The following is a 22,706-nucleotide window of genomic DNA, read 5'->3' on the forward strand; positions in this document are numbered from 1 at the left end:
AGAATACTGACATGAGTCAAAAGGGTGCCGGTATTGACCTGGACCAGTCGCTGGGCTACCTGCTGAAGGAGGCGTCGAGCGCGCTGCGCGCCGCCATGGAGGAGGTGCTGAGACCGCTCGGGATGAGCGTCACGCACTACTCCTGCCTCGAACTGCTGGCCCAGCGCCCTGGCCTGTCGAACTCCGAGCTCGCGCGCGGCGCGTTCGTGACCCGGCAGACGATGAACGTGCTGCTCCAGGCCCTGGAGCGGGACGGATACGTGATCAGGCCCGCGGAGGCCCCCGTCGGGAAGGCGCTCCCCGCGCGCCTCACGCCGAGCGGTCGGCGGAGCCTGGAGAAGGCGACCGCGGCGGTCCGGTCCGTCGAGGTCCGCATGCTGGCGGGCATGACCGACACCGAGCAGGAGGCCGCGTTCCGGAGCCTGAAGAGCATGGTGCGTTCACTGCGCGACGGGCACGGCGACGGCGACAGCGGCGCACGGCCCGTTCGGGTCTGACGCTCCCTTGTCGTTTCGGTCCCTTGACGCCCTCCTCGCCGCTGTAGCACGCTGCCGCGGTGATCACACATGAGCGGGATCCGGCGCGAAGGCCCGTGCTCGCCGTGGACCAGGGCACATCCGGGACCAAGGCCCTCGTGGTCTGCCCGGAACGCGGTGTGATCGGAACGGGTGCCGCGCCGGTGCGGCCCCGGTTCCTTCCCGGTGGGCTCGTCGAGGTGGACCCCGCCGAGCTGTTGTCGTCCGTCGTCGAAGCGGGGCGGGCGGCCCTCGCGGACGCGGGGGAGCCGGTCGCCGCCGTCGGCCTCGCCAACCAGGGCGAGACCGTTCTCGCCTGGGACCCGGAGACCGGCAGGCCCCTTACCGACGCCCTAGTGTGGCAGGACCGCAGAGCCGAGTCGGTGTGCGAAGAACTCATCGACCACAAGGACGAGTTGCGTCACCTCACCGGGCTGCCCCTCGACCCCTACTTCGCCGCGCCCAAAATGGCGTGGCTACGTCGCCACCGCACCCGGCAGGGTGTCGTCACGACCAGCGATGCCTGGCTCGTCCACCGCCTCACCGGTGCCTACGTCACCGACGCCGCGACGGCCGGCCGCACCCAGCTCCTCGACCTCGACACCGTCGAATGGTCCCCGCGGGCCCTCGAACTCTACGGACTCGGCGACGAGCACCTGCCCCGCGTCGTCGACGCCGCGGGCGAGTTCGGCACCACCACCGCCTTCGGTCCCGAGATCCCCCTCACCGGCCTCATCGTCGACCAGCAGGCCGCCCTCCTCGCCCAGGACGTGACCGCACCGGGCAGCGCCAAGTGCACGTACGGGACAGGGGCGTTCCTGCTGGCCCAGACCGGTGCGCGCCCGCGCCGCGGCGACTCCGGCCTGGTCAGCTGCGTCGCCTGGCGCCTCGCGGGCCGCAGCAGCTACTGCCTCGACGGGCAGGTGTACACCGCCGCGTCCGCCGTCCGCTGGCTCACCGACCTCGGTGTGATCGCGGGCGCCGAGGACATCGACCCCGTCGGCTCGGCCGTCCCCGACGCGGGCGGCGTCACCTTCGTGCCCGCGCTCGCCGGCCTCGCGGCGCCGTGGTGGCGCGGCGACCTGCGCGGTTCGATCAGCGGCCTCGGCCTCGACACCACCGCGGGCCACCTGGTCCGCGCCCTGTGCGAAGGCATCGCCGCGCAGGTCGTCGCGCTCGCCGACGCCGTGGCCGCGGACATGGGGGAGCCGTTGACGAGCCTCCGCGTCGACGGCGGCCTGACCCGGTCGGCCCTCCTCATGCAGACCCAGGCGGATCTGCTTCAACTGCCCATCCAGGTGTCGGAGTTGACCGATGTCACCGCGCTCGGCGCCGCCGCCGTCGCCCGCATCGGCATCGACCCCACCCTCACGGTCGCCGACGCCGTACCGGAGTGGCGGCCCGCCGCCGTCTACGAACCGCGCATCGGAGCGGACCTCGCCGCCGAACGTCTCGCCGGGTTCCGCTCGGCGGTGTCGGCGCTCATGGAACGTACGCCCTGATGGCCGTGGTCAGGCGCGGCGCGCCGCCGGACGTGACGTACGACGTGACCGTCATCGGCGCCGGAGTCGTCGGCACGGCCGTCGCCCGCGAGCTGGCCCGCCACCCAGGCCTGCGCATCGCCCTCGTCGAGGCCGCCGACGACGTCGGTGAAGGCACGTCGAAGGCGAACACGGCGATCCTGCACACCGGCTTCGACGCGGTGCCCGGGTCCCTGGAGTCCCGTCTGGTCCGCGAGGGGCAGGCGAGGCTCGCCGTGTACGCCGCCGAGTCCGGGATCCCCGTCGAGCCGGTCGGCGCGCTCCTTGTCGCCTGGGACGACGAACAACTCGCCGCTCTGCCACAGCTGTTGGCGAAGGCGGAACGCAACGGCTACCACGCGGCGCGCCTCCTCGGCCCCGCCGAGGTCCGGGCACGCGAGCCGCACCTCGGCCCCGGCGCCCTCGGCGCGCTCGACGTCCCGGGCGAGAGCATCATCTGTCCCTGGACCACCACTCTCGCGTACGCGACCCAGGCCGTACGCGCGGGTGTGGACCTGCTGCTCAACTGCCGTGTGGGGCGTGTGAGTTCGTCGGGGGAGGCCCACCTTCTGACGACCGGCCGCGGCACCCTGCGCACCCGGTACCTCGTCAACGCCGCCGGTCTGCACGCCGACACCGTCGACCGGCTGCTCGGCCACGACGCCTTCACCGTCACCCCGCGCCGGGGCCAGCTCATCGTCTACGACAAGCTCGCCCGCGACCTCGTACGCCACATCCTGCTGCCCGTCCCCACGGCGCTCGGCAAGGGCGTCCTCGTGGCGCCGACCGTGCACGGAAACGTTCTTCTCGGGCCCACCGCCGAGGAGGTGGACGACAAGTCCGCCACCGGCACGACGGCCGAGGGGATCGCCGCACTGCGCGAGAAGGGCCACCGCATCCTCCCGGAGCTGCTCGACGAGGAGGTCACCGCGGTCTACGCGGGCCTGCGCGCCGCCACCGACCAGGACGACTACCGCATCAGCGCGCACAAGGAACAGCGTTACGTCACCGTCGGCGGCATCCGCTCGACCGGCCTCACCGCTTCCATGGCCATCGCCGCCCACGTCACGGAACTCCTCGCGGGCACGGGCCTGGACCTCTCCGCACCCCGGGACGTGGAGCCGGTCCGCATGCCCAACCTAGGCGAGGCCTTCCCACGTCCCTATCGGCGCGCCGACCTCATCGCGGCCGACCCGGCGTACGGCGAGATCGTCTGCCACTGCGAGCGCGTGACGCGCGGCGAGATCCGCGACGCGCTCGCGGCCACGATCCCGCCGGGGTCGCCGGAGGGCCTGCGGCGCCGCACGCGGGCGCGGAACGGACGCTGCCAGGGCTTCTACTGCGGTGCCCAGGTGCGGGAACTCTACGAACGGGGTGCGGAAATGGGTACCGGATGAGGCGCGAGCGCATCGTCGACGTCCTGGTCGTCGGCGCGGGGCCCGCCGGTCTCGCCACGGCGGCCGGGCTCGCCGCGGCGGGCGTCGGCGAGGTCGAGGTGGTGGACCGGGAGCGGCAGGCCGGCGGCATACCGCGGCACTGTCTGCACGGCGGCTTCGGACGTCTCGGGATGACGGGACCGCAGTACGCGGAGCGCTGCGTGGCGGCGGCCGTGGGCACCGGCGCCGTGCTGCGGACCGGCGTCAGCGTGACGGCGTGGGCGGCGCCGCTCACCGTCGACACCACGAGCCCCCGGGGCCTGGAGCGCATCACCGCCCGCGCGGTCGTGCTCGCCACCGGCGCCCGCGAGCGCCCGCGTGCCGCCCGTCTCGTCCCCGGCACCCGGCCCGCCGGGGTGTACACCACGGGCGAGCTCCAGCAGGCCGCCGACCTCCACCGGCAGCGCATCGGGACGCGTGCCGTCGTCGTCGGCGCGGAACCGGTGAGCTTCACCGCCCTGGACACGCTGCGCCGGGCGGGCGTCGCCGTCGCCGCGCTCGTCACCGAGCACCCGCGCCACCAGGCACGCCCGGCCCGCGCCCTCGACGCGCGGCTGCGGCACGGCGTGCCCGTGCTCACGGACGCCACGGTGGTGGAGCTCGTCGGCCGCGGCCGGCTCTCCGGCGTCGGGCTCCGGCACCGGGACGGCAGGACGGCGCACGTCGCCTGCGACACCGTCGTCTTCACCGGCGACTTCGTCCCCGACCACGAACTGGCCCGGCGCGCGGGCCTGTTGCTGGACCCCGGCACGCGCGGCCCGGCGGTCGACGGCGCGTTCCGCACGGACGGGCGCGGTGTCTTCGCGGTGGGCAATGTGCTGCACGCCGCCGAACCGGCACGTGCGGTGGCGCGCGAGGGGACGCTGGCGGCGGAGGCCGTGCGGCGCTACCTCTCCGACGGCGACTGGCCCTCGGCTTCGGTACGGCTGCGGGTCGCGGCGCCGCTCGCCTGGATCGCCCCGAACCGCCTCACGCCGGACGACCCGCCCGGCGCGTTCACCCTCCGCACGACCGAGTTCGCCGCGCGTCCGGCGCTGGTGATCACGCAGGACGGCAGAACCCTGCACCGCACGCGCTCCCGCCGCCCGGCCGTCCCGAACCGCCCCTTCCGGGTAGCGGGGGACTGGACGGGCCGCGTGGACGCCAGGGGCGGCGCGGTCCGCATCGCCCTCGGCTGACACCCGTACGCCCTCCGGCGCGGCGCGGGGGGCTCTTCCCCTGAACCCCACCCCCCGCATAGACTCCAAAACTAGCAGCGCTAATTTACGTACCACCGAAGCAGCGTGACCCGCAGAACGATCCGGAGCCGTATCGTGCGCACCGTCCACTTCGCCGCCGCCCGCCGCACCCCCATCGGGAAGCTCCGCGGCGCCCTCTCCTCCGTACGCCCCGACGACCTCGCGGCGGCCGTCGTGAAGGGACTCCTCGCCGACATCCCCCAGCTCGATCCCGCGCGGATCGACGACATCTACTGGGGCGCCGCCAACCAGGCGGGGGAGGACAACCGCAACGTCGCGAGGATGGCCGCCCTCCTCGCCGGGCTCCCCGAATCCGTGCCCGGCGCGACCGTCAACCGGCTCTGCGCCTCGGGTCTCGAAGCCGTCACGACCGCCGCGCGCACCGTCGCCGCGGGCGAGGCGGACATCGTCCTCGCGGGCGGCTCCGAGTCGATGAGCCGCGCCCCCTTCGTGCTGCCCCGCCCCGACGAGGCGCTGCCGCACCGCATGGAGACCGCCGACACCCGCCTCGGCTGGCGGCTCACCAACCCGATGATGAAGGACCTGCACGGCGTCCTCGCGATGGGCGAGACCGCCGAGGAGGTCGCGGAGCGGTACGGCGTCTCGCGCGAACGCCAGGACGCCTTCGCGCTCCGCAGCCACCAGTACGCGGCCGCCGCCCGAAAGAACGGCCACTTCGACGACGAGCTGCTCCCCGTCACGCGACCGGACGGCACCGTCGTCGACACGGACGAATGCGTCCGCGAGGACACCTCGTACGAGAAGCTCAGCGGCCTGCGCCCCGTCTTCCGCAAGGACGGCACCGTCACCGCGGGCAACGCGTCGCCGATGAACGACGGTGCGGCCGGGCTCCTGATCGTCAGCGAGGAAGCCCTGAACGACCTCGGCCTCGAATCCCTCGGGCGGTACGCGGCCGGCGCGTCGGCGGGCGTCCACCCGGACGTCATGGGCATCGGCCCCGTCCCGGCCACGCGGAAGGTGCTCGCCCGCGTCGGCTGGAACGTCGACGACCTGCAGGAAGCCGAGTTCAACGAGGCCTTCGCCGCCCAGGCGCTCGCCTGCGTCGACGCCCTCGGCATCGACCCCGAGCTCGTCAACCCGTCCGGCGGAGCGATCGCCCTGGGCCATCCCCTCGGCTGCTCGGGCGCCCGCATCCTCACCACCCTGCTGCACCGGCTGCGCCGCACGGGCGCCGCGCGCGGCCTCGCCACCATGTGCGTCGGCGTCGGCCAGGGCAGCGCGCTCCTGGTCGAGCGCGACTGAGAGCCTGTTCGACGGCGGCCCGACCGGCCGCCGTCGAGAACAGCCCCCGGCCGCACGCCGCGAAGCTCAGGCCGGAAGTCGTAGAGCCGCACGCCCGCAAGCCCCTCGGAAACGGAGCCTCCACCCTCATGGCCACGCTCTCCCTCGCCGCGATCCTCGCTGAGCCCGCCCGCCGCCACCCGGACCGCACCGCTCTCGTCGAGGGCGAACTGCGCCTCACCTTCAAGGAGTTGTGGCGCGAGGCGCGCGCCCAGGGCGCCGCCCTCGTGAAGCTCGGCGTGCGGCCGGGGGACCGGGTGGCCCTCATGGCACCCAACACCGCCGAGTTCCCCAAGGCGTACTACGCCATCCTCGCCGCAGGGGGCGTCGTCGTCCCCGTCCACCTGCTGCTCTCCGCCGAAGAGGTCGAGCACGTCCTGCGGGACAGCGGCGCGACCCTGCTCCTCTGCCACCCCGCCCAGGCGGCGACGGGCGCGGCGGCCGCCGAGGCGACCGACGTACGCATGGTGCGACTCGGCGGCGACGGTGAGCTGGAGGCCCTGGCAGGCGCCACCGAACCCCTCACCACCTACGCCACGCGCGACGCCGACGACCCCGCCGTGGTCTTCTACACCAGCGGCACCACGGGCGTCCCCAAGGGCGCCGTGCTCAGCCACTTCAACCTGGTGATGAACGCGACGGTCAACGCCTTCGACGCCAACGACATCCGCCCCGACGACACCGCACTCGGCGCGCTCCCGCTCTTCCACGCCTTCGGGCAGACCGTCTCCATGAACTCGACGTGGCGGGCGGGCGCCACCCTCGTCCTGCTGCCGCGCTTCGACGCCGCGCGGGCCATCGAGCTGATGGTCGAGGAGAACGTCAACACGTTCCACGGCGTCCCCACGATGTACGTGGGCCTGGTGGCCGCCGCGGAGGCCGCGCGGGAACTGCCCGAGCTGCGGATCTGCATATCCGGCGGCGCCTCGCTCCCCGTCGCCGTGCTCGAACGCTTCGAGAAGGCCTTCGGCACGCCCGTGTACGAGGGGTACGGGCTCTCGGAGACATCGCCGACCGCCTCCGTCAACCAGCCCGACTTCGGCACCAGGCCCGGCACCATCGGCCGCCCCCTCTGGGGCGTCGACGTCGAGATCGCCCGCGCGGACGTCGACGACCGCGTCGAACTGCTGCCCGCCGGTGAACTCGGCGAGGTCGTCATCCGCGGCCACAACGTCTTCTCCGGCTACCTCGGCCGCCCCGAGGCGACCGCGGAGGCCCTGGTCGACGGCTGGTTCCGCAGCGGCGACCTCGGCACCAAGGACGCCGACGGATTCCTCTCCATCGTCGACCGCAAGAAGGACGTCATCATCCGCGGCGGCTTCAACGTGTACCCGCGCGAGGTCGAAGAGGTCCTCATGCGCCACCCCTCCGTCGGTCAGGTCGCCGTGATCGGCCTGCCCGACCCGGTGCACGGCGAGGAGATCTGCGCGGTCGTCGTAGCGGCCGAGGACGCCACGCCCGACCTGGCGGAGACGATCATCGAGTGGTCCAAGGAGCACCTGGGCCGCCACAAGTACCCGCGCCTGGTGGAGTTCACCGACGCACTCCCGCTCGGCCCGAGCATGAAGGTCCTCAAGCGGGAACTGCGGGCCCACTACGGCGCGTGACCCAGCACAGCTTTCATGAGGCGCCGTCGAGGACCTCCCGCAGCCGGTGCGCGAACTCGTCCGGCTTCCCCGGATATCCGAACTCGCCGTCGCAGAAACCGCCGTGATGGCTCGGGAACACGCTCACCCGCAGCCCGAGCAGTTCGGCGGCCGCCACGGACGTGCGTCCGGTCTGCACGTTCTCCGACTCCTCGCCCACGGCGATCACGACGCGGGTGGGCGCGGCGGCGATCGCGTCGGCGTCCGGCCGGTAGTCGCTGACCGCCCACGACCGGTCGGACAGCAGCGGGTCGTCCCGTGAGCCGTCGTCCTCCGCGGGCATCCCGAACGCGGCGGGGTCGGGCTCCGGCTGTGCGAAGTACGCGTCGGTGAACTCGCCCTCCCACGAGGTCATGGCCACGAACGCGGCCATCCCGGCTCCCCAGCCCCGCTTCTCGTACGCGTCCCGGACCCCGGCCCGCGCCCGCACGGCCGCCGGACCGTCCGGCGTGAGGGTGATGAGCGGCGGCTCGTGCGCGACGAGCGTGGTCACGTCCGCGGGATACGTCGCCACGACCGCGAGCGCGGTGACCGCCCCGCCACTGCTGGCGAACATCTCCACCGGCCCGGCCCCGAGCGCTTCGACGACGGCGTGCACGTCGTCGGCCTGGGTCTGCGGCGTGTGATCGACCCGCGCGTCCTTACGAGTGCTGCGACCCAGCCCGCGCGGGTCATAGGTGACCACGGTCCGCTCGGGGAAGCGCGAGGCGAGCGCGCGGAACCCGGTGGCGTCCATGGGCTGTCCGATCATGAACAACGGCGGGCGTCCGTCGCCGGTCGGCAGCGGTCCCCGGACGTCGTAGACGAGGTCGGCACCGGCGGTTTCAAGCGTGTGAGTCTTCATGTCCGTACAGACCGCCCCCGCCCGGAAAACTCATCGGCGGCCGACCACCGTGGCACCCGCCGTCTCCGGCGAGAGCCCCTGCTCCAGATCCTCCGCGAGCAGCCGCTTGGCGATCACGTCGACCGCCGCGGCGAGCTCCTTGTCCGCGGGCCGGCCGATGTCCTTCCGGATCTCCTCGCCCAGCCAGGACGCCCACGCCTTGGAGATCACCTCCGCCTCGCGCTCACCGGCCTGCGTGTGCGAGAAGTACGTGCCCGTACGCGTCAGATACCCCTCCTCGACCATGCGGTCGAAGACGGGCACCAGAACCTCCGGCGGAATCCGGCGCCGCGCGGCGATCAGTCCCAGGCTCGCGTGCCCGACCATCCGCGTGAACAGCGAGACCTGCATGACGGCCCAGGCGCCCGCGATGTCGAGCCGCGTGTCGGCGTCCCGGATGATCCCGCGCGCGGTGGTCATGCCGACGTCGCGGATGATGGCGGCGACGCTCCGCTCCAGTACGTGCCCGGGGTCGCCGCTGGACGGCTGCGCGAAGCCCTCGCCCATGTCGGGGGCGCCCATGCGCGCGCTGTCGCGCAGCTCCACCTGCTTGAGGAACAGCGCCACCAGGAACCCGAGGAGCGCGACCGGGACCGTCCACAGGAAGACGGTGTGCAGACTGTCCGCGTAGGCCTTCACGACGGGCGCGGCTGCGGCGGCCGGCAACTCGTGCAGCCCGTCCGGACTCTGCGCGGCCTTGCCGATGGCGACCGGGTCACCACCGCTCGCCCGCGAGGCCGCGGCGACCCCGTCCTTCAGATTGGGCGTCAGCGTGTTGGCGTAGATCGTGCCGAACACCGCGGTGCCGAACGAGCTGCCCAGCGTACGGAAGAAGGTGACGCCGGACGTCGCCGTGCCCAGATCCGCGTACGCGACGGTGTTCTGCACGGCGATCGTCAGGACCTGCATGCACAGCCCGATGCCGGTGCCGAGCACGAACATGTACAGCGACTCGAGCCACGTACTGGTGGCGCTCCCCATCAGCGAAAGCAAGTACAGCCCGAGCGCCATCACGAGCGCCCCGACGATGGGAAAGATCCGATACGTCCCGGTCTTGCTGACGACATTGCCGCTGAAGATGGAGGCGATGAGCAGCCCGATCACCATGGGCAGCGTCCGCACGCCGGAGATGGTGGCGGAGTCCCCGTCGACGTACTGCAGATACGTCGGCAGGAACGTCATCGCGCCGAGCATCGCGAAGCCCACGATGAAGCTGAGGATCGAGCAGACCGTGAACACCGGATTGCCGAACAGCCGCATCGGCAGCATCGGTTCGGCGGCCCGCGTCTCGACGACGCAGAACAGCGCGAGCGCGACGAGACCGCCGACGAAGAGCCCGATGATCGTCGGCGACCCCCACGCGTACTGGTTGCCGCCCCAACTCGTCGCGAGGATCAGCGCGCTCGCGCCGACGGCGACGAGCGCGATGCCGAGATAGTCGATGACGGGCCGCACCGCCGACTTCACGACGGGAATGGTCCGGGCGGCCGCGAGCACGACGACGATCGCGATGGGCACGTTGACGTAGAAGGCCCAACGCCAGCTCAGATGATCAGTGAACAGCCCACCCAGCAGCGGCCCGATGACGGTGGACACACCGAAGACGGCCCCGATGGCCCCCTGATACTTGCCGCGCTCGCGCAACGGAATGACATCGGCGATCAACGCCATGGACGTCACCATCAGCCCGCCCGCACCGATGCCCTGCATCGCACGCCAGGCGATGAGCAGGGTCATGTTGGTGGCCAGACCGCACAGAAAGGACCCGGTGATGAAGACGACCGCCGAAACCTGAAAGACGACCTTTCGCCCGAACAGATCACCGAACTTGCCGACGAGCACGGTGGCGACGGTCTCCGCGAGCAGATACGACGTGACCACCCACGACATGTGCTCCGCCCCGCCCAGATCCGACACGATCGTCGGCAGCGCGGTGCCGACGATGGTCTGGTCGAGGGCGGCGAGCAGCATCCCCAGCATGATCGTCACAAAGACGACGTTGCGCCGCCGCCGGTCGAGAACGGGCGGAGCCTGGACTTCGACGGGGCCCTCGACGGGGGCGGCGCCGGGCACGGCCGACGGCTCGGTGGTGGTCACACGGCCAGCCTCACATCGGGGCGGGGGGTGTGCATGCGGGACGAGTCCGGTCCGGTGACACGGGGCGTCCGGCACGGTGTCACGCCTTGGGCCCAGCCTCCATGCTGCCGGGCTCCCCGCTGCCGGTCCGCACATTCTCGGGCCCCGCGCTGTCGGGCCCCGCGCTGTCGGGCCCCGCGCCGTCGTGCCTCGCACTGCCGGGCCGCGCACTCCCGGGTCCTACGCTGCCCGGCCCCACCCGTCCCAGCCGAGGCGCGTGGGCGACCACATCCAGCGGCACCCCCTCACGCTCCAATTCCTCCGCCAACGCCTCCGCCCACGACACCAACGCGGCGACGCCGATCCCGTACGGCCGCGGCTGCTCGGCCCGCGCGCTCCACTCACCGATCGCCCCGGCCCCGCGCAACAGCAGCCGCGCCCCGCCCTTGGTGTTGCCGCGGCCCGAGTGCGTGAGCCCGACGGCGAGCTGCGCGAGCCCCTGCCAGAGCCCGCGCTCGCTCTCCGGCCCCGACTTCCACGCGTCCTCGAACACCTCGTGCGCGTGAAAGGGCCGCCCGGCGTCCAGCAGCGCCTGCGCCTCGGCCACGGACTCCTCGGGCGCACGCACGATCCCCTCCGGCTGCCTCGGCACCCCCTCGGCCCCATAGGGCAACGGCCGCCCGAGCCCGTCGCGGGGCCGCTGGTTACGGGCCCGTCCCTCCTCGTCGCGATCGCGCTCACGGCCACTGTCGTACGGTCCAGGTGCAGAGCTCATACGCCGATTGTCGCGCGTCCCTGACGGCAGTCACCGCAGGACGGAGCACCCTTCGACGTGGGGTAGAGTTCTACCTGTGATCACGCGGAACACACACCGCGAGAAACACACCGGGACGTGGCGCAGCTTGGTAGCGCACTTGACTGGGGGTCAAGGGGTCGCAGGTTCAAATCCTGTCGTCCCGACTCGCGAGAGTCGCTGATCGAGGGACCGTTTCAGAGCAATCTGGAACGGTCCTTCGGCATTTCCGCATCAGCATGAACCACCGTTGTCGCGCACGTCCCAGTTCAGGCCCTGATCGTCAATGGCTTTCTGGGCGGTGCGCAGCAGGGTCTGGTCGTGGCTGAAGGCGTGGGCACGGAGACGGGCCAGGGCGTCGTCCGGGCTGAGGCCGTACTTGGCGGCGACGAAGCCCGCAGCCATATGCACCACCGGAGGGTAGCCCCGTTGTCCGAGCGACCCGGGCCGGGGGCGGACGGTGAGCAGGTGCGGGTGTTCGTCCAGGGCGAGGAGGGCGAGAATGCGGGCATAGGCCTGGATGCGGACCTTCTGCATCGGGGTGAACGGGCGCGGCTCGCAACGGTAGAGACTCAGGGCGCCGACGTGGGCGTCATCGATGGTCAGGGGCACAGCCATGACGCAGCGAGCGCCCTGTCCGAGCGCGATGGAAGCGAAGACGGGCCACCGGGCGACCGCGTTCTCCAGGTCAGGCACTTCGATGCGCTCACCTTTCGTGTACGCCTCGGTGCAAGGGCCTTCCCCGGACACGAGTTGAGCGTCCTCCGCAAGGTGAGCCCGCTCGTCGGTGGCACAGGCCAGCAGCCGTAGCTCGCCCGCGATCACCAGGGCGACCCCGGCGAAGTCGGCGCCGAGGTCGTCGGCGCAGGCTCTGCAGGCGGAGGCCGGCGTCGGCCCGCCCGTGGCAGCGGTGACATCGACGTTGCGCCATGCGGCGGCGTACTGGTCATCATCCACTGGATGTCCCTGGCACGAACATTGCGGTCGGACACGGGGGCCGGAGTGAACGGCGGCTCATAGCCGGTGTACGTGCTCAGGGTCGCTCGATGACGGAGGTGTCGAGGGAGCCGTCGATGACCTGTTGGCAGAGAGCGGTCAGTGACGCGTTGTGGGCGCGCACGTAGCGGCGCAGGGCGTCGAAGGCGTGGTCGGGTGTGGTCTGCCAGCGTTCGGTCAGGATTCCCTTGGCCTGCTCGATGACGACACGGCTGGACAGGGCGGCCCGCAGTTGGGCCCGTTCGACGCTGCTGTGCACGAGGGAACGCTGCTGCAGGATGGCGATGGTCGCCACATCGGCGAGGGCCTGTGCCACCTGTGCGTCGGATGCGCTGAGGGCCTTGGCGCGCGTGTCGAAGAGATTCAACGCGCCCACGTTCTGGCGGCGCAGGCGCATGGGCAGGGCATGCGTGGTGCGGAAGCCCGCAGCCTGGGCCTGTTCGGCGAAGCGCGGGAACCGGGCGGTTTCCCCGGGTGCGTTGAGGGCGATGTTCAGGCGGGCGGTGCCGCTGCGTTGGGTCTCCACGCACGGGCCTTCATCGGTCTGGACGGCGAAGAGTTCGAGCAGTCGGGTGTGTTCGTCCGAGGCGGCGATGAGCTGGAGGCCGCCGTTGGGGTCGGCGAGCATGATGCCGACGGCGGACACGTCGAGGAGCTCGTTGCAGCGGTCGCACAGTTGGTGCAGGAAATCGATCAGGTCGAAGTCGTCGACCAGTGTGTCCACGGCTTCCAGCATGGCCTTCAAAACCTGTTCCTCGCGCGTCATGGCCCGTCAGTCCCTTCGCCCGCAGCCGTGGTCGGCCCGGCCTCGTCATCTTCGATGCGCAGTCGTCTGGCCACCACGTCCTCGGCGACCTCCACCACGGTCCTCCCGTGGCCGAAGGCATGGGCTCTCAACAGCACCAGTGCCTGCGCGAGGGGCACCCCGGCCTGCACGCTGATCATGCCGGTCGCCTGGTGAACGGCGGCCCGGTAGAAGTCCGAACCGTCGTCGGCCGCCGCGAAGGCCTCCTGTGCCGGTCCACCGGCCAGGAGGGCGGCGGTCAAAGCGCCCGCCACCAGCCAGGCGTCGGTGGCCCGGTCGTCCGGCAGCGGCCCCGGAGTCCCTCTCTGCAGGGTCATGGTGCCCAGGCAGGCGGCCCCGACGTGCAGGGGGAGGCAGAAGACCGCGCCGACGCCGAGCGCCCCCAACTCGGGCAGCAGGCCCGGCCAGCGGTCGTCCGGCAGGCGGCGCACATCCGGTTCGAAGACGCGGGTGCAGGAGACCATGGCCTCCGGGCCCGGCCCCTGGCCGAGGGTGAACTGGAGGTCCTCCAGCCGGACGCTGGTCTCACCGGAACTCCAGACCAGTTCGCTCAGACCATTGGCTGTGCTGACGGATACGGCGACGCCGTCCACTCCCAGGACCTGGGCACACAGACGCGGGTCGGCGCCCAGCAGCTCCGTGGTTCCCCGGCCCGGACGCAGACTGGCCAGCACTGCGGCGAGACCGTCGCTGACCGACATCTCCCCACCTCCAGCCCAGTCGCTTCGGGGAGATCGCACAGCGGCGCACGCACTCGTTCCCGGTGGCCGCCAGTCTAGTCGGATCGCGCGGAGGTGCGTCATGAAAGCGGCGATGGCCGGACGGCCGGCACCGTCGTGGCTGCGTGAATGAGGCGTACGGTGGAAGGGCACGCTGCCCGAGACGACGCATGACCGCCGTTTCCCCCTGACATTGGCTTCCGACCTGGGCGGCATCGGCGGTGAATGCCGGAGATCGGAAAGCCCGCCATGACCGCGCAAGCGCAGGCTGCCCGCCTGCCCGGTTCAGAGTCGGCATTCCGGTGACGGCCCCCCGGCCCGAGGTCGCGCTCATCGTCTCGCGCCACAGTGGCCGGCCCCATCCGGCCCGTCGCGTCAGCGCGGCGTGCCGGGTGGCGCTGCGGGACGAGTACTCGGTGGGACTGACGTTGGCGGCCGACGCCGCGCTGGCGCAACGGGTGTCGCTGTCCGCCGAGGGCCCCCTGGCCGGTCCGGGGGAGTCCCTCCAGATCACTCTGGGGGAGGGGCCGTGCGTTCAGGCCATGCGGCAGCACCTGCCGCTACTGGTCGACGACATCGACGTCCTCGACGAGACGAGCCAGTGGCCGGTCTTCGCCCGGCGGGCCAGGGAACACGGCATCCGCGCGGTCTACGCCCTGCCCGTGCAGGGTGGGTCCGCCTCCGTCCAGCAGGCCGGTCTCGTCCTCACCCTCTACCGTGATCGCTCCGGGCCGCTGTCCAGAACGGACCTGGAAGCCGCCCGGCATCACGCGGCCGCCGTCGACCTCCTGCTGCTGTCCGCTCCCGCGCCGAGCGCGCAGATCCCCGGCTACGCCTGGCTTCTCCCGGCCCACGCCGTCATCCACCAGGCAGTCGGTGTGATCGCCTATCGGCACTCCGTCCCCATGGGGGAGGCGCTGGCACGGCTCCGCTCCCACGCCCTCGCCCTCGACTCGCCCCTGCCCTCCCTCGCCCACGCCGTCGTTCACGAAGACCTGGATCTCCCCGAGCCGCCCGGCCCACACCGTCCTTGACGCGGAACCGGCACCACCTTCCGGTCATCTTTCGCGGGTCCGCCCCGACGTGTCCGCGCAGACCACCGAGCTGGACCGGAGCGCGCCCTTCGGAAACGCGCTCGTCAGATGTGACAGAACCCCGGTGGCAGGATGCGCCCTCCGTCACGCGCCCGACCGGCCGGCCCCGGTTACGCTGATGCGACCGGACCCGGGTCGACTCGACGTACGCGAACGTGCCGCGAGACGAGAGGAATCCGCGGATGCCAGCGATACCGGCTCTCGCGAGCAGGCTACTGACCGTCGCCTCCTGGCTGGCCAGCCCCCACACCCCGGACGACTACCTCGGACTGATCGATCCCCTCCTCGGCGCCCGCTGCCCGGTGGGGCGGGTGACAGCGGTGACTCCGGAGACCCCGGACGCCGCCACGCTCACGATCCGGCCCGGCAGGGGCTGGTCGGGGCACATCGCCGGGCAGTACCTGCCGATCGGCGTGGAGATGGACGGTGTATGGCACTGGCGGACGTACTCCCTCACCTCGGTGCCGGGGCGGCGGGACGGGCTCTTGACGATCACCGTCAAGGCGGCGCCCGGGGGGACGGCCTCCCCGCAACTGGCTCACCGGACCCCTCCGGGAACGGTCCTTCGTCTCGGCCCGGCCCAGGGGGATTTCGTCCTGCCGGGGCGCCTTCCACCCCGCATGCTGTGGGTCACCGCGGGCAGTGGCATCACCCCGGTCATGGGCATGCTGCGCACGCTCGTGCTCCGGCCGCCCCCGCACCCCCACGTGGTCCTTGTGCACAGCGCACCCACCGCGCGGGACAGCATCTTCCGCTCCGAACTGGACGCGGCGCGGCAGAGGTTGGCCTGGCTGGACTACCGCGAACGGCACACCCGGCACGACGGGAGACTCGCACCGCAGGACCTGGAGCGGCTCTGCCCCGACTGGCGGGAGCGGGAGACCTGGGCCTGCGGACCGGCCGCCCTGCTCGACGTGGTGGAGCGCCACTGGCGCAGGGAGAAGCCGGCCAGACGACTCCATGTCGAGCGCTTCCGGCTCACCCCGGTCCTGCCACGGATCCGCGAAGCCGCCTCCCGCAGCCCCGTGGTGTTCACCCGGACCGGTACGGAGGTCGCCGCCGACCCCGCCAGTCCCCTTCTCGTCGTAGGCGAGTCGGCGGGTGTGCCGATGCGGTACGGGTGCCGACGCGGCATCTGCTTCGGCTGTCTCACACCGCTGAGGTACGGCCGGGTACGTGATCTGCGTACCGGCGAACTGCACCAGGGCAGCGGCCAGTTGATCCAGACCTGTGTCTCGGCGGCAGCCGGTCCGCTGGCCCTCGACGCCTAGCCACTCAAGGAGTCCCCGTGACTGTGACCCCGCCCGCACGCGTCGAGACGGACCTCGACGAGGAGTTCGGTGAGGAGCTCGATCGGATCCGTTCCGAGGTCATCGCCGCGCGCGGTACCGAGGACGCCCATTACATACGTACGGTCATCGCCACCCAGCGCCGTCTGGAAGCCGGCGGCCGGATCGCCCTCGCCGTCTCACTCTTCCCGCCCGCCTGGGCGGCGGGTACCGCCATGCTCTCCGTCGCCAAGATCCTGGAGAACATGGAGCTCGGCCACAACATCCTGCACGGCCAGTGGGACTGGATGGGCGACCCCGCGATCCACTCGGCCACCTGGGAATGGGACTTCCTCACCCCAGCCCAGGCCTGGAAACACACCCACAACCACCTGCACCACACCTGGACCAACGTCGTCGGCCGTGACCGGGACCTCGGATACGTGGTCTTCCGGATGAGCGGCGACCAGCGCTGGCTTCCGCGTCATGCCGTCCAGCCGCTCTACAACATCGTGCTGGCGCCGCTCTTCGAGTGGGGCATCGCGCTCTACGACCTGGAGCCCGACGCCGTCGCCGCCGGCCGCAAGACGTGGCGCTCCCTCGCGGCCGACCTGACCGGCTTCCTCGGCAAGGCCGCCCGCCAACTCGCCAAGGACTATGCCCTCTTCCCGCTGCTCGCGGGCCCCTCCTTCCTGCCCTGCCTGCTGGGCAACCTCACCGCCAACACCGTGCGCAACCTCTGGGCGCACACCATCATCTTCTGCGGCCACTTCCCCGGCGAGGTGCGGACCTTCACCGAGGATTCCGTCGAGGGCGAGACGCGCGGTGAGTGGTACCTGCGGCAGATCCAGGGCTCGGCCAACATCGAGGGCGGCCCGCTCTTCCACGTGCTCAGCGGAAACCTCAGCCACCAGATCGAGCACCACGCCTTCCCCGACCTGCCCAGCAACCGCTACGCCGAGATCGCCCCGCGCGTGCGGGAACTCTGCGAGAAGTACGGCATCCCGTACATCACCGGGCCGCTGTGGCGGCAGTACGGCTCCACGTGGGGGCGCATCCTGCGGTTCTCGTTGCCGAGCGTTCGCACCATCTCCTGACCTCGTACCGGCTCTTTCCCGCGACGACAGGAGTACGTTGAAAGGAGCGAGGACCTTTCGTGTGCCGGTGCGTCCGACCGCTCGTGTCCTCGCGGTTCCCGCCAGAGGGGCAGCCCGAGACCCCGGCCGCACCATTCGTGACCGAGGTTCGAAGTCGAGGTTCCCCCATCATGACGCTTGCTTCCGGCAGGCCCGCGACAGCGACGCCGCCGCCCGACACTCCGCACAGGCCGGGGGACTACGACGGAACATCGCCCTTCCCACCGGATGCCCCCGAGCGTGAGCGCGGCTGGGGAGACCGGCTGTACATCGCCGTGACCGCGCTGATCGTCATCCTGCCGTTCGTGGGACTCGGCCTGGCCGCCTGGCTGCTGTGGGGTCGCTTCGTCGGCCCGCTCGACATGGTGCTGGCCGCTGTCTTCTACGTGATCACCGGCTTCGGTGTCACCGTAGGGTTCCACCGTGGTCTCACCCACGGCTCCTACCGAGCCGTGCGCCCGTTGCGTATGGTTCTCGCGGTCGCCGGATCGATGAGTTTCCAGGGCGACGTCATCGGCTGGGTCGCCACGCACCGGCGTCACCACGCCTTCACCGACCGTCCTGGCGACCCGCACTCGCCGTACCGCTACGGCACCCGTCTGCTCGGGCAGCTGCGCGGACTGATGGACGCGCACGTCGGCTGGCTGTTCCGCAACGAGGCCACATCGGCCGAGCGCTTCGCTCCCGACCTGCTCGCCGACGCCGCCATCCGTCGCGTCACACGCGCCTTCCCCGCCCTGTGCTTTCTGACCCTCGCGCTGCCGTTCGGTCTCGGCTGGGCCATCGGCGGTTCCTGGCCGGCCGGAGTGACCGCGCTGCTGTGGGCGGGCCTGGTCCGCATCGCGCTGCTGCACCACGTCACCTGGAGCGTGAACTCGCTCTGTCACCTGATCGGTTCGCGTCCCTTCCGCACCCGGCGGCACGACCGCGCCACCAACCTGTGGCCGCTGGCTCTGCTCTCCTTCGGGGAGAGCTGGCACAACGTGCATCATGCCGACCCCACCAGTGCCCGCCACGGCGTCGACCGGGGCCAGATCGACCCGTCGGCCGTCGTCATCCGCCTCTTCGAGCGTGCCGGTTGGGCGTACGACGTGCGCTGGCCGACACCGGACCGGATCGCCGCTCGCCGGACCTGACACCACCCGCCACCGTCGAGTCACCCCACCGACAGGAACCTCATGGCCACCGTTCAGGAACTTCCGCTTCCCTCTCGTCCCCCTCTCCGTCTCCGCCTCGCGCCCGACGGTGGCCTGCCCCGCGCCATCGACGGCGCGTGGTGGCCGCGTTCGTCCGACATCGTCACCGAACTGCCCCAGCTGCTCGTCGGTCTGCCCTCCGCGTGGCGCGACATCCGCAGCGTCACGGTGAAAGGGGACATGTGGTCCGCGACGCCGGGCCGGATGCTCGTCGCCAACCAGGTCGTCCGACTGCACCGGAGCACCACGGCGTCGGCCCACCACGGCGTCGTCCTGCTCAGCCCCGGCCGGGGCCGCTGGGACCTGCTGGTCGTGCCCCCGGACACGCCGGCGAGACGAGCGGCGCTGATCATGTCGAGCGCCGCCTCCAGCGGCCTCCTCGCCTCTGCCTCGACCACCCGTGCACCGGCGCCGCTCTCCGCGGTGGTCGAGGCTCCACCGGCGGACGGAACAGCTTGCGTACCGGCGGCATCGACAGCAGGGTCGCCGGACTGCACGTTGCCGGAACACGCTCACAGATCCGTGCGCCCGGTGTGACGACGGCCCCGTCCCTTCGGACTCGGGGGTGAGCCCGCCGACGCGCTGCCCAGGAGAGGACTCCATGCCGGATGTCGTTGTCGTCGGGGCCGGAATCGTCGGTGCCTCCGTCGCCTACCACTTGGCCAAGCGGGGGGGGGTGCCGGTCACGTTGGTCGAGCAAGGGGCGGGGCCGGCCGTCGGGGTCACGGCGGAGTCGTTCGGCTGGGTCAGTGGGGTAGGGGATGGGGCGCCCGCCGGGGCGCGGGACCTGCGTGCGTACGTGCTCGCGGACCATCTGCGGCTCGCCGCCGAGCTGGCGGGTGCCGCCGTCCGTCGGAGCGGGTCGCTGACCTGGGGAGGCGGGCCGGTGGAACGGGAGGCGCCGCTGGGGCCAGGGCGGTTCCGTGTAGGGCGGGACGAGATCGCCGTGCTGGAACCCGGCCTCAGGAACCCACCCGACGAGGCCGTTCACATGCCCGACGACCTCGGTGTCGACGCGCCCGCGACGACCCGCGCGCTCGTCGAAGCGGCCCGTGCCCGCGGGGCCACCGTGCTGTACAGGACCGGCGCCACTTCGTTGCGGGTGCGTGGAGGACGGGTCGGCGGCGTGCTGACCTCCACCGGGTTCCATGCCGCCGAAACCGTCGTCCTCACAGCCGGGACCAGCATCCCGCGGCTCTGCGCGCCGCTTCCGGTCGACCTGCCTGTCGCCGCCTCGCCCGCCACCCTCGTGCGGGTCTCGGCGCCGCCCGGTCTGGTCCGGACCATCGTGGCCCGGCCCGACTTCGAGGTGCGGGAGGTGCGGGGCGGGGAGCTGCTCTTGCCCCTCGCCCACGCGGAAGGGCAGGTGTCGGCCTCCGAACAGGCCGCGTACGGCGCCCTGCGGCGGCTGCGCGCGACCTTTCGTGGCAGCGACGGGTGTCGCCTGCTCGGATACCGGGCCGTCAACCGTCCCATGCCCGCGCGCGGGCCGCTGATCGGATTCGCGACACGCGATCGGTCCGTCTACGTCGCCGTCATGCACTCCGCCGTCACCCTGGCCCCCACGGTCGGGCGGCTCGTCGCGGACGAGATCGTGACCGGTCGGGCCGTGCCCGAGCTCCGGCGGTACAGGGTGCGCACCTGACCGGGAATGGGTCTGGCCGGGGCGTTGCCGCGGATTTACGTTGCGCCCATGAACGAGCTGCGGAAACGGAAGTACGAGCGGTGGTTCCGCGCTGCGGACGTCGACGGCGACGGTGCGATCACGCGGCAGGACGTCGTCCTGATGAGCGAGCGCTATGTTCGGGCAAGGGGTATTGGTCCCGATTCTCCTCAGGCGCAGCAGATGTACGAGACCATGCGCCGGTTCTGGGAGACCGTCATCGCTCCCGTCGACACCGACAAGGACGACAGGGTGACGTCGGCGGAGATGACACAGGCCTTCGCCGCCATGTTCGCCGACCGCGCCCACTACCCCGAAGAACTCGCCCCCGTCGCCGACCACTTCTTCGATCTGGCCGACAGCGACGGCGACGGCGCGATCAGTCTGATCGAGTTCACGCACATCTTCGGCAGCACGGGGCGGGCCGGTGACGACGAGTGCGCCGAGGTGTTCAACGCGCTCGACCTGGACGGTTCAGGGACGCTGTCGCGGGACGAGTACCACCGGGCGGCTGCCGAGTTCTTCTACGGGGAGAACCCTGACGCACCGGCCAATCACCTTTTCGGTCGGCTCCACTGAGCCGCGGGGAGCTCCACCGTGACGTGCAGACCGCCGGTCGGGCGGGATGTGAGGGTGAGGGTTCCGTCGTGTGCCCGGGTGATCGTGTCGGCGATGGCCAGGCCGAGGCCGACGCCCGCGTGTTGAGCGTGTGTGCGTTGCGTGCCTCGTTGGAACGGTTCCGTCAGGGTTGCGATCTGCTCGGGGGGCAGGTGCGCGCCGGTGTTCTCCACCGTCAGGACCACCGTGTGGGGGCGGACGCTCGTGTGGACCCGGACGGTCCCTCCCTCCGGCACGTTGTGGACGATCGCGTTCTGGACGAGGTTCGTCGTCAGCTGGAGCAGGAGCGCCGGGGAGCCGATGGTGGGGGCGACGTCGCCGCCGGTCTCGACGGTGACGCCGCGCGTCTCCGCGAGGGGGAGCAGCGTTTCGGTGGCTTCTTCCGCCATGAGGGACAGGTCGACGTGTTCGCGGGTGAAGGACCGCCGTTGGGCGCGGCTGAGGAGGAGCAGCGCCTCGGTGAGGTCGATGGCCCGGGTGTTGACGGTGTGCAGGCGGTCGACGAGTTCGGCCGTGTCGTGGTCCGGGTCCGTGCGGGCCACGTCGAGGAGCGACTTCGAGATCGCCAGGGGCGTGCGCAGCTCGTGCGAGGCGTTGGCCGCGAACCGCTGCTGTTCGGCGACGTGCGCTTCGAGCCGTTCGAGCATCGTGTCGAAGGCGTCGGCGAGTTCGCGGAACTCGTCCTCGCGGCCCGGCAGGTGGATGCGGTGGGAGAGCGAACCGTTCGCGGCCGTGCGCGTGGCGTGGGTGATGCGGTTCAGGGGGGCGAGCATGCGGCCCGCCAGGAGCCAGCCGCCGCCGAGTCCGAACACCAGCATGAAGAGCATCGTGATGGCGGCGACCGGGGCGAACTCGCGCGCGACGGGGATCTCGTAGCCCGGTTGGAAGGTGAGCCCCACGTGCTTCACGCGCGTCAGGAAGAACCATCCGGCGATCAGCATCAGCCCGCTCGCCAGCATCAGGAATCCGGTGTAGCTGAGGGTGAGTTTGAGGCGGACGCTCAGGCCGGGTTCTCTACGCACGGCCGTTTCTCCATGCAGGGCCGTCTCCCTCGCCCCCGGGGGCGTCCGGTGCCGTAGCGATGCGGTAGCCGACCCCCGGCACGGTCGCGATGACCCAGGGTTCGCCGAGCCGCTTGCGCAGGGCCGAGACCGTGATGCGTACCGCGTTGGTGAACGGGTCCGCGTTCTCGTCCCACGCGCGTTCGAGCAGCTCTTCGGCGCTGACGACACCTCCCTCCGCCGCGACGAGCACTTCCAGTACGGCGAACTGCTTCCTGGTCAGGGCGACGAACCGGTCGTCCCGGTACACCTCCCTGCGGAACGGGTCGAGGCGCAGGCCGGCGATCTCGCGTACGGGAGGCCTGCTGTGGGCGCGTCTGCGGTCGAGGGCCCTGAGGCGGAGCGCGAGTTCACGGAGCTCGAAGGGTTTCGTGAGGTAGTCGTCGGCTCCGAGTTCGAACCCGGAGGCCTTGTCGTCGAGCCGGTCGGCCGCGGTGAGCATCAGGATCGGCATGCCGCTGCCGGACGCGACGATACGGCGGGCGATCTCGTCGCCGGACGGCCCGGGGATGTCCCGGTCGAGGACCGCGATGTCGTAGGCGTTGCAGTCGAGGAGTTCCAGAGCGGTGTCGCCGTCGGCCGCGAGGTCCGCCGCGATCGCCTCCAGGCGCAGACCGTCGCGGATGGCCTCCGCCAGATAGGGCTCGTCTTCGACGATCAGGACACGCATGTGCTCAGCGTACGAGCCGACGCATATCGTCGACGTATCGAAAACCGCATACGTGTCGGCAACAGCGCATT

General features: G+C 71.5%; 20 protein-coding genes, 1 tRNA gene and 1 pseudogene. 14 read left to right on the top strand and 8 right to left on the bottom strand.

Annotation, left to right across the window (positions count from 1 at the left end; translation table 11 throughout):
- Positions 1 to 11 precede the first annotated feature (11 nt).
- The 6 genes from DEJ49_RS32330 (at position 12) to DEJ49_RS32355 (ending at position 7,618) form a co-directional block, all read left to right on the top strand.
- On the top strand, positions 12 to 497 hold the full coding sequence (locus DEJ49_RS32330; protein ID WP_150187390.1) for a MarR family winged helix-turn-helix transcriptional regulator: 486 nt from the start codon (positions 12 to 14) through the stop codon (positions 495 to 497).
- 59 nt (positions 498 to 556) lie between these two features.
- Positions 557 to 2,017, top strand: coding sequence for an FGGY family carbohydrate kinase (locus tag DEJ49_RS32335; RefSeq protein ID WP_223833072.1), 1,461 nt, complete (start codon positions 557 to 559; stop codon positions 2,015 to 2,017).
- Positions 2,017 to 3,432 (top strand): FAD-dependent oxidoreductase, encoded by a 1,416-nt coding sequence (locus tag DEJ49_RS32340; RefSeq protein ID WP_150187391.1) that lies wholly within the window; start codon positions 2,017 to 2,019, stop codon positions 3,430 to 3,432. The genes DEJ49_RS32335 and DEJ49_RS32340 overlap by 1 nt, the downstream gene beginning before the upstream one ends.
- Positions 3,429 to 4,649, top strand: a complete 1,221-nt coding sequence (locus DEJ49_RS32345; RefSeq protein WP_150187392.1) for an NAD(P)/FAD-dependent oxidoreductase — start codon at positions 3,429 to 3,431, stop codon at positions 4,647 to 4,649. Before DEJ49_RS32340 ends, DEJ49_RS32345 begins: the two co-directional genes overlap by 4 nt.
- Positions 4,650 to 4,784: 135 nt before the next feature.
- The gene (locus DEJ49_RS32350; protein ID WP_150188625.1) at positions 4,785 to 5,972 is read left to right on the top strand and encodes a thiolase family protein; all 1,188 of its coding nucleotides are present in this window, start codon (positions 4,785 to 4,787) and stop codon (positions 5,970 to 5,972) included.
- Between the two features lie 128 nt (positions 5,973 to 6,100).
- Positions 6,101 to 7,618 carry a long-chain-fatty-acid--CoA ligase gene (locus DEJ49_RS32355; RefSeq protein ID WP_150187393.1) on the top strand — a complete coding sequence of 506 codons (1,518 nt, stop codon included), beginning with the start codon at positions 6,101 to 6,103 and terminating at the stop codon, positions 7,616 to 7,618.
- Positions 7,619 to 7,631: 13 nt separating this feature from the next.
- Here the strand turns inward: DEJ49_RS32355 and DEJ49_RS32360 are convergent, their stop codons facing one another.
- The 3 genes and pseudogenes from DEJ49_RS32360 to DEJ49_RS32370 form a co-directional block, all read right to left on the bottom strand.
- Positions 7,632 to 8,501: an alpha/beta fold hydrolase gene (locus DEJ49_RS32360; RefSeq protein ID WP_150187394.1), complete on the bottom strand. Its 870-nt coding sequence runs from the start codon at positions 8,499 to 8,501 to the stop codon at positions 7,632 to 7,634.
- Positions 8,502 to 8,531: 30 nt separating this feature from the next.
- On the bottom strand, positions 8,532 to 10,613 hold the full coding sequence (locus DEJ49_RS32365; RefSeq protein ID WP_263398833.1) for an MDR family MFS transporter: 2,082 nt from the start codon (positions 10,611 to 10,613) through the stop codon (positions 8,532 to 8,534).
- A 268-nt stretch (positions 10,614 to 10,881) separates the two neighbouring features.
- A pseudogene (locus DEJ49_RS32370) lies at positions 10,882 to 11,391 on the bottom strand (DUF309 domain-containing protein); the annotation flags it as partial.
- A 111-nt stretch (positions 11,392 to 11,502) separates the two neighbouring features.
- On the opposite strand from DEJ49_RS32370, the gene DEJ49_RS32375 reads away from it, so the two are divergent.
- Positions 11,503 to 11,576, top strand: a tRNA-Pro gene (locus DEJ49_RS32375).
- Positions 11,577 to 11,643: 67 nt separating this feature from the next.
- Here DEJ49_RS32375 and DEJ49_RS32380 read toward each other — a convergent pair.
- From DEJ49_RS32380 to DEJ49_RS32390, 3 genes are all read right to left on the bottom strand, one after another.
- Positions 11,644 to 12,366: a GAF and ANTAR domain-containing protein gene (locus DEJ49_RS32380; RefSeq protein WP_150187396.1), complete on the bottom strand. Its 723-nt coding sequence runs from the start codon at positions 12,364 to 12,366 to the stop codon at positions 11,644 to 11,646.
- Positions 12,367 to 12,442: 76 nt separating this feature from the next.
- Positions 12,443 to 13,171, bottom strand: a complete 729-nt coding sequence (locus DEJ49_RS32385) for a GAF and ANTAR domain-containing protein (protein WP_150187397.1) — start codon at positions 13,169 to 13,171, stop codon at positions 12,443 to 12,445.
- Positions 13,168 to 13,911 carry a GAF and ANTAR domain-containing protein gene (locus tag DEJ49_RS32390; RefSeq protein ID WP_150187398.1) on the bottom strand — a complete coding sequence of 248 codons (744 nt, stop codon included), beginning with the start codon at positions 13,909 to 13,911 and terminating at the stop codon, positions 13,168 to 13,170. Before DEJ49_RS32390 ends, DEJ49_RS32385 begins: the two co-directional genes overlap by 4 nt.
- Before the next feature lie 320 nt (positions 13,912 to 14,231).
- Here DEJ49_RS32390 and DEJ49_RS32395 point away from each other — a divergent pair, with 320 nt between their 5' ends.
- The 7 genes from DEJ49_RS32395 (at position 14,232) to DEJ49_RS32425 (ending at position 20,865) form a co-directional block, all read left to right on the top strand.
- Positions 14,232 to 14,963, top strand: a complete 732-nt coding sequence (locus tag DEJ49_RS32395; protein WP_150187399.1) for an ANTAR domain-containing protein — start codon at positions 14,232 to 14,234, stop codon at positions 14,961 to 14,963.
- 242 nt (positions 14,964 to 15,205) lie between these two features.
- On the top strand, positions 15,206 to 16,294 hold the full coding sequence (locus DEJ49_RS32400; RefSeq protein ID WP_150187400.1) for a ferredoxin reductase: 1,089 nt from the start codon (positions 15,206 to 15,208) through the stop codon (positions 16,292 to 16,294).
- Between the two features lie 17 nt (positions 16,295 to 16,311).
- On the top strand, positions 16,312 to 17,388 hold the full coding sequence (locus tag DEJ49_RS32405) for a fatty acid desaturase family protein (RefSeq protein WP_223833073.1): 1,077 nt from the start codon (positions 16,312 to 16,314) through the stop codon (positions 17,386 to 17,388).
- A 170-nt stretch (positions 17,389 to 17,558) separates the two neighbouring features.
- Positions 17,559 to 18,563, top strand: coding sequence for an acyl-CoA desaturase (locus tag DEJ49_RS32410; protein WP_150187401.1), 1,005 nt, complete (start codon positions 17,559 to 17,561; stop codon positions 18,561 to 18,563).
- Between the two features lie 42 nt (positions 18,564 to 18,605).
- On the top strand, positions 18,606 to 19,160 hold the full coding sequence (locus DEJ49_RS32415) for a DUF5994 family protein (RefSeq protein ID WP_223833074.1): 555 nt from the start codon (positions 18,606 to 18,608) through the stop codon (positions 19,158 to 19,160).
- 64 nt (positions 19,161 to 19,224) lie between these two features.
- Positions 19,225 to 20,268 (top strand): NAD(P)/FAD-dependent oxidoreductase, encoded by a 1,044-nt coding sequence (locus tag DEJ49_RS32420; protein WP_150187402.1) that lies wholly within the window; start codon positions 19,225 to 19,227, stop codon positions 20,266 to 20,268.
- A gap of 48 nt (positions 20,269 to 20,316) precedes the next feature.
- A complete protein-coding gene (locus tag DEJ49_RS32425; RefSeq protein WP_150187403.1) occupies positions 20,317 to 20,865 on the top strand; it encodes an EF-hand domain-containing protein in 549 nt (182 codons plus the stop codon).
- Here DEJ49_RS32425 and DEJ49_RS32430 read toward each other — a convergent pair.
- Positions 20,841 to 21,926, bottom strand: a complete 1,086-nt coding sequence (locus DEJ49_RS32430) for a sensor histidine kinase (protein ID WP_190329511.1) — start codon at positions 21,924 to 21,926, stop codon at positions 20,841 to 20,843. The two genes, DEJ49_RS32425 and DEJ49_RS32430, sit on opposite strands and share 25 nt — an antisense overlap.
- Positions 21,919 to 22,635, bottom strand: coding sequence for a response regulator transcription factor (locus DEJ49_RS32435; RefSeq protein WP_150187404.1), 717 nt, complete (start codon positions 22,633 to 22,635; stop codon positions 21,919 to 21,921). Before DEJ49_RS32435 ends, DEJ49_RS32430 begins: the two co-directional genes overlap by 8 nt.
- Between the last annotated feature and the right edge of the window lie 71 nt (positions 22,636 to 22,706).

This window comes from Streptomyces venezuelae (assembly GCF_008642335.1).
In the GTDB taxonomy this organism is placed as follows: domain Bacteria; phylum Actinomycetota; class Actinomycetes; order Streptomycetales; family Streptomycetaceae; genus Streptomyces; species Streptomyces venezuelae_F.

Excerpts from the sequence above, each read along its gene's own strand:
- DEJ49_RS32435 (WP_150187404.1), bottom strand. The coding sequence starts at position 22,635 with ATGCGTGTCCTGATCGTCGAAGACGAGCCCTATCTGGCGGAGGCCATC.
- DEJ49_RS32345 (WP_150187392.1), top strand. The coding sequence starts at position 3,429 with ATGAGGCGCGAGCGCATCGTCGACGTCCTGGTCGTCGGCGCGGGGCCC.
- DEJ49_RS32415 (WP_223833074.1), top strand. The coding sequence starts at position 18,606 with ATGGCCACCGTTCAGGAACTTCCGCTTCCCTCTCGTCCCCCTCTCCGT.
- DEJ49_RS32355 (WP_150187393.1), top strand. The coding sequence starts at position 6,101 with ATGGCCACGCTCTCCCTCGCCGCGATCCTCGCTGAGCCCGCCCGCCGC.
- DEJ49_RS32340 (WP_150187391.1), top strand. The coding sequence starts at position 2,017 with ATGGCCGTGGTCAGGCGCGGCGCGCCGCCGGACGTGACGTACGACGTG.
- DEJ49_RS32385 (WP_150187397.1), bottom strand. The coding sequence starts at position 13,171 with ATGACGCGCGAGGAACAGGTTTTGAAGGCCATGCTGGAAGCCGTGGAC.
- DEJ49_RS32390 (WP_150187398.1), bottom strand. The coding sequence starts at position 13,911 with ATGTCGGTCAGCGACGGTCTCGCCGCAGTGCTGGCCAGTCTGCGTCCG.
- DEJ49_RS32360 (WP_150187394.1), bottom strand. The coding sequence starts at position 8,501 with ATGAAGACTCACACGCTTGAAACCGCCGGTGCCGACCTCGTCTACGAC.
- DEJ49_RS32425 (WP_150187403.1), top strand. The coding sequence starts at position 20,317 with ATGAACGAGCTGCGGAAACGGAAGTACGAGCGGTGGTTCCGCGCTGCG.
- DEJ49_RS32410 (WP_150187401.1), top strand. The coding sequence starts at position 17,559 with ATGACGCTTGCTTCCGGCAGGCCCGCGACAGCGACGCCGCCGCCCGAC.
- DEJ49_RS32330 (WP_150187390.1), top strand. The coding sequence starts at position 12 with ATGAGTCAAAAGGGTGCCGGTATTGACCTGGACCAGTCGCTGGGCTAC.
- DEJ49_RS32400 (WP_150187400.1), top strand. The coding sequence starts at position 15,206 with ATGCCAGCGATACCGGCTCTCGCGAGCAGGCTACTGACCGTCGCCTCC.
- DEJ49_RS32420 (WP_150187402.1), top strand. The coding sequence starts at position 19,225 with ATGCCGGATGTCGTTGTCGTCGGGGCCGGAATCGTCGGTGCCTCCGTC.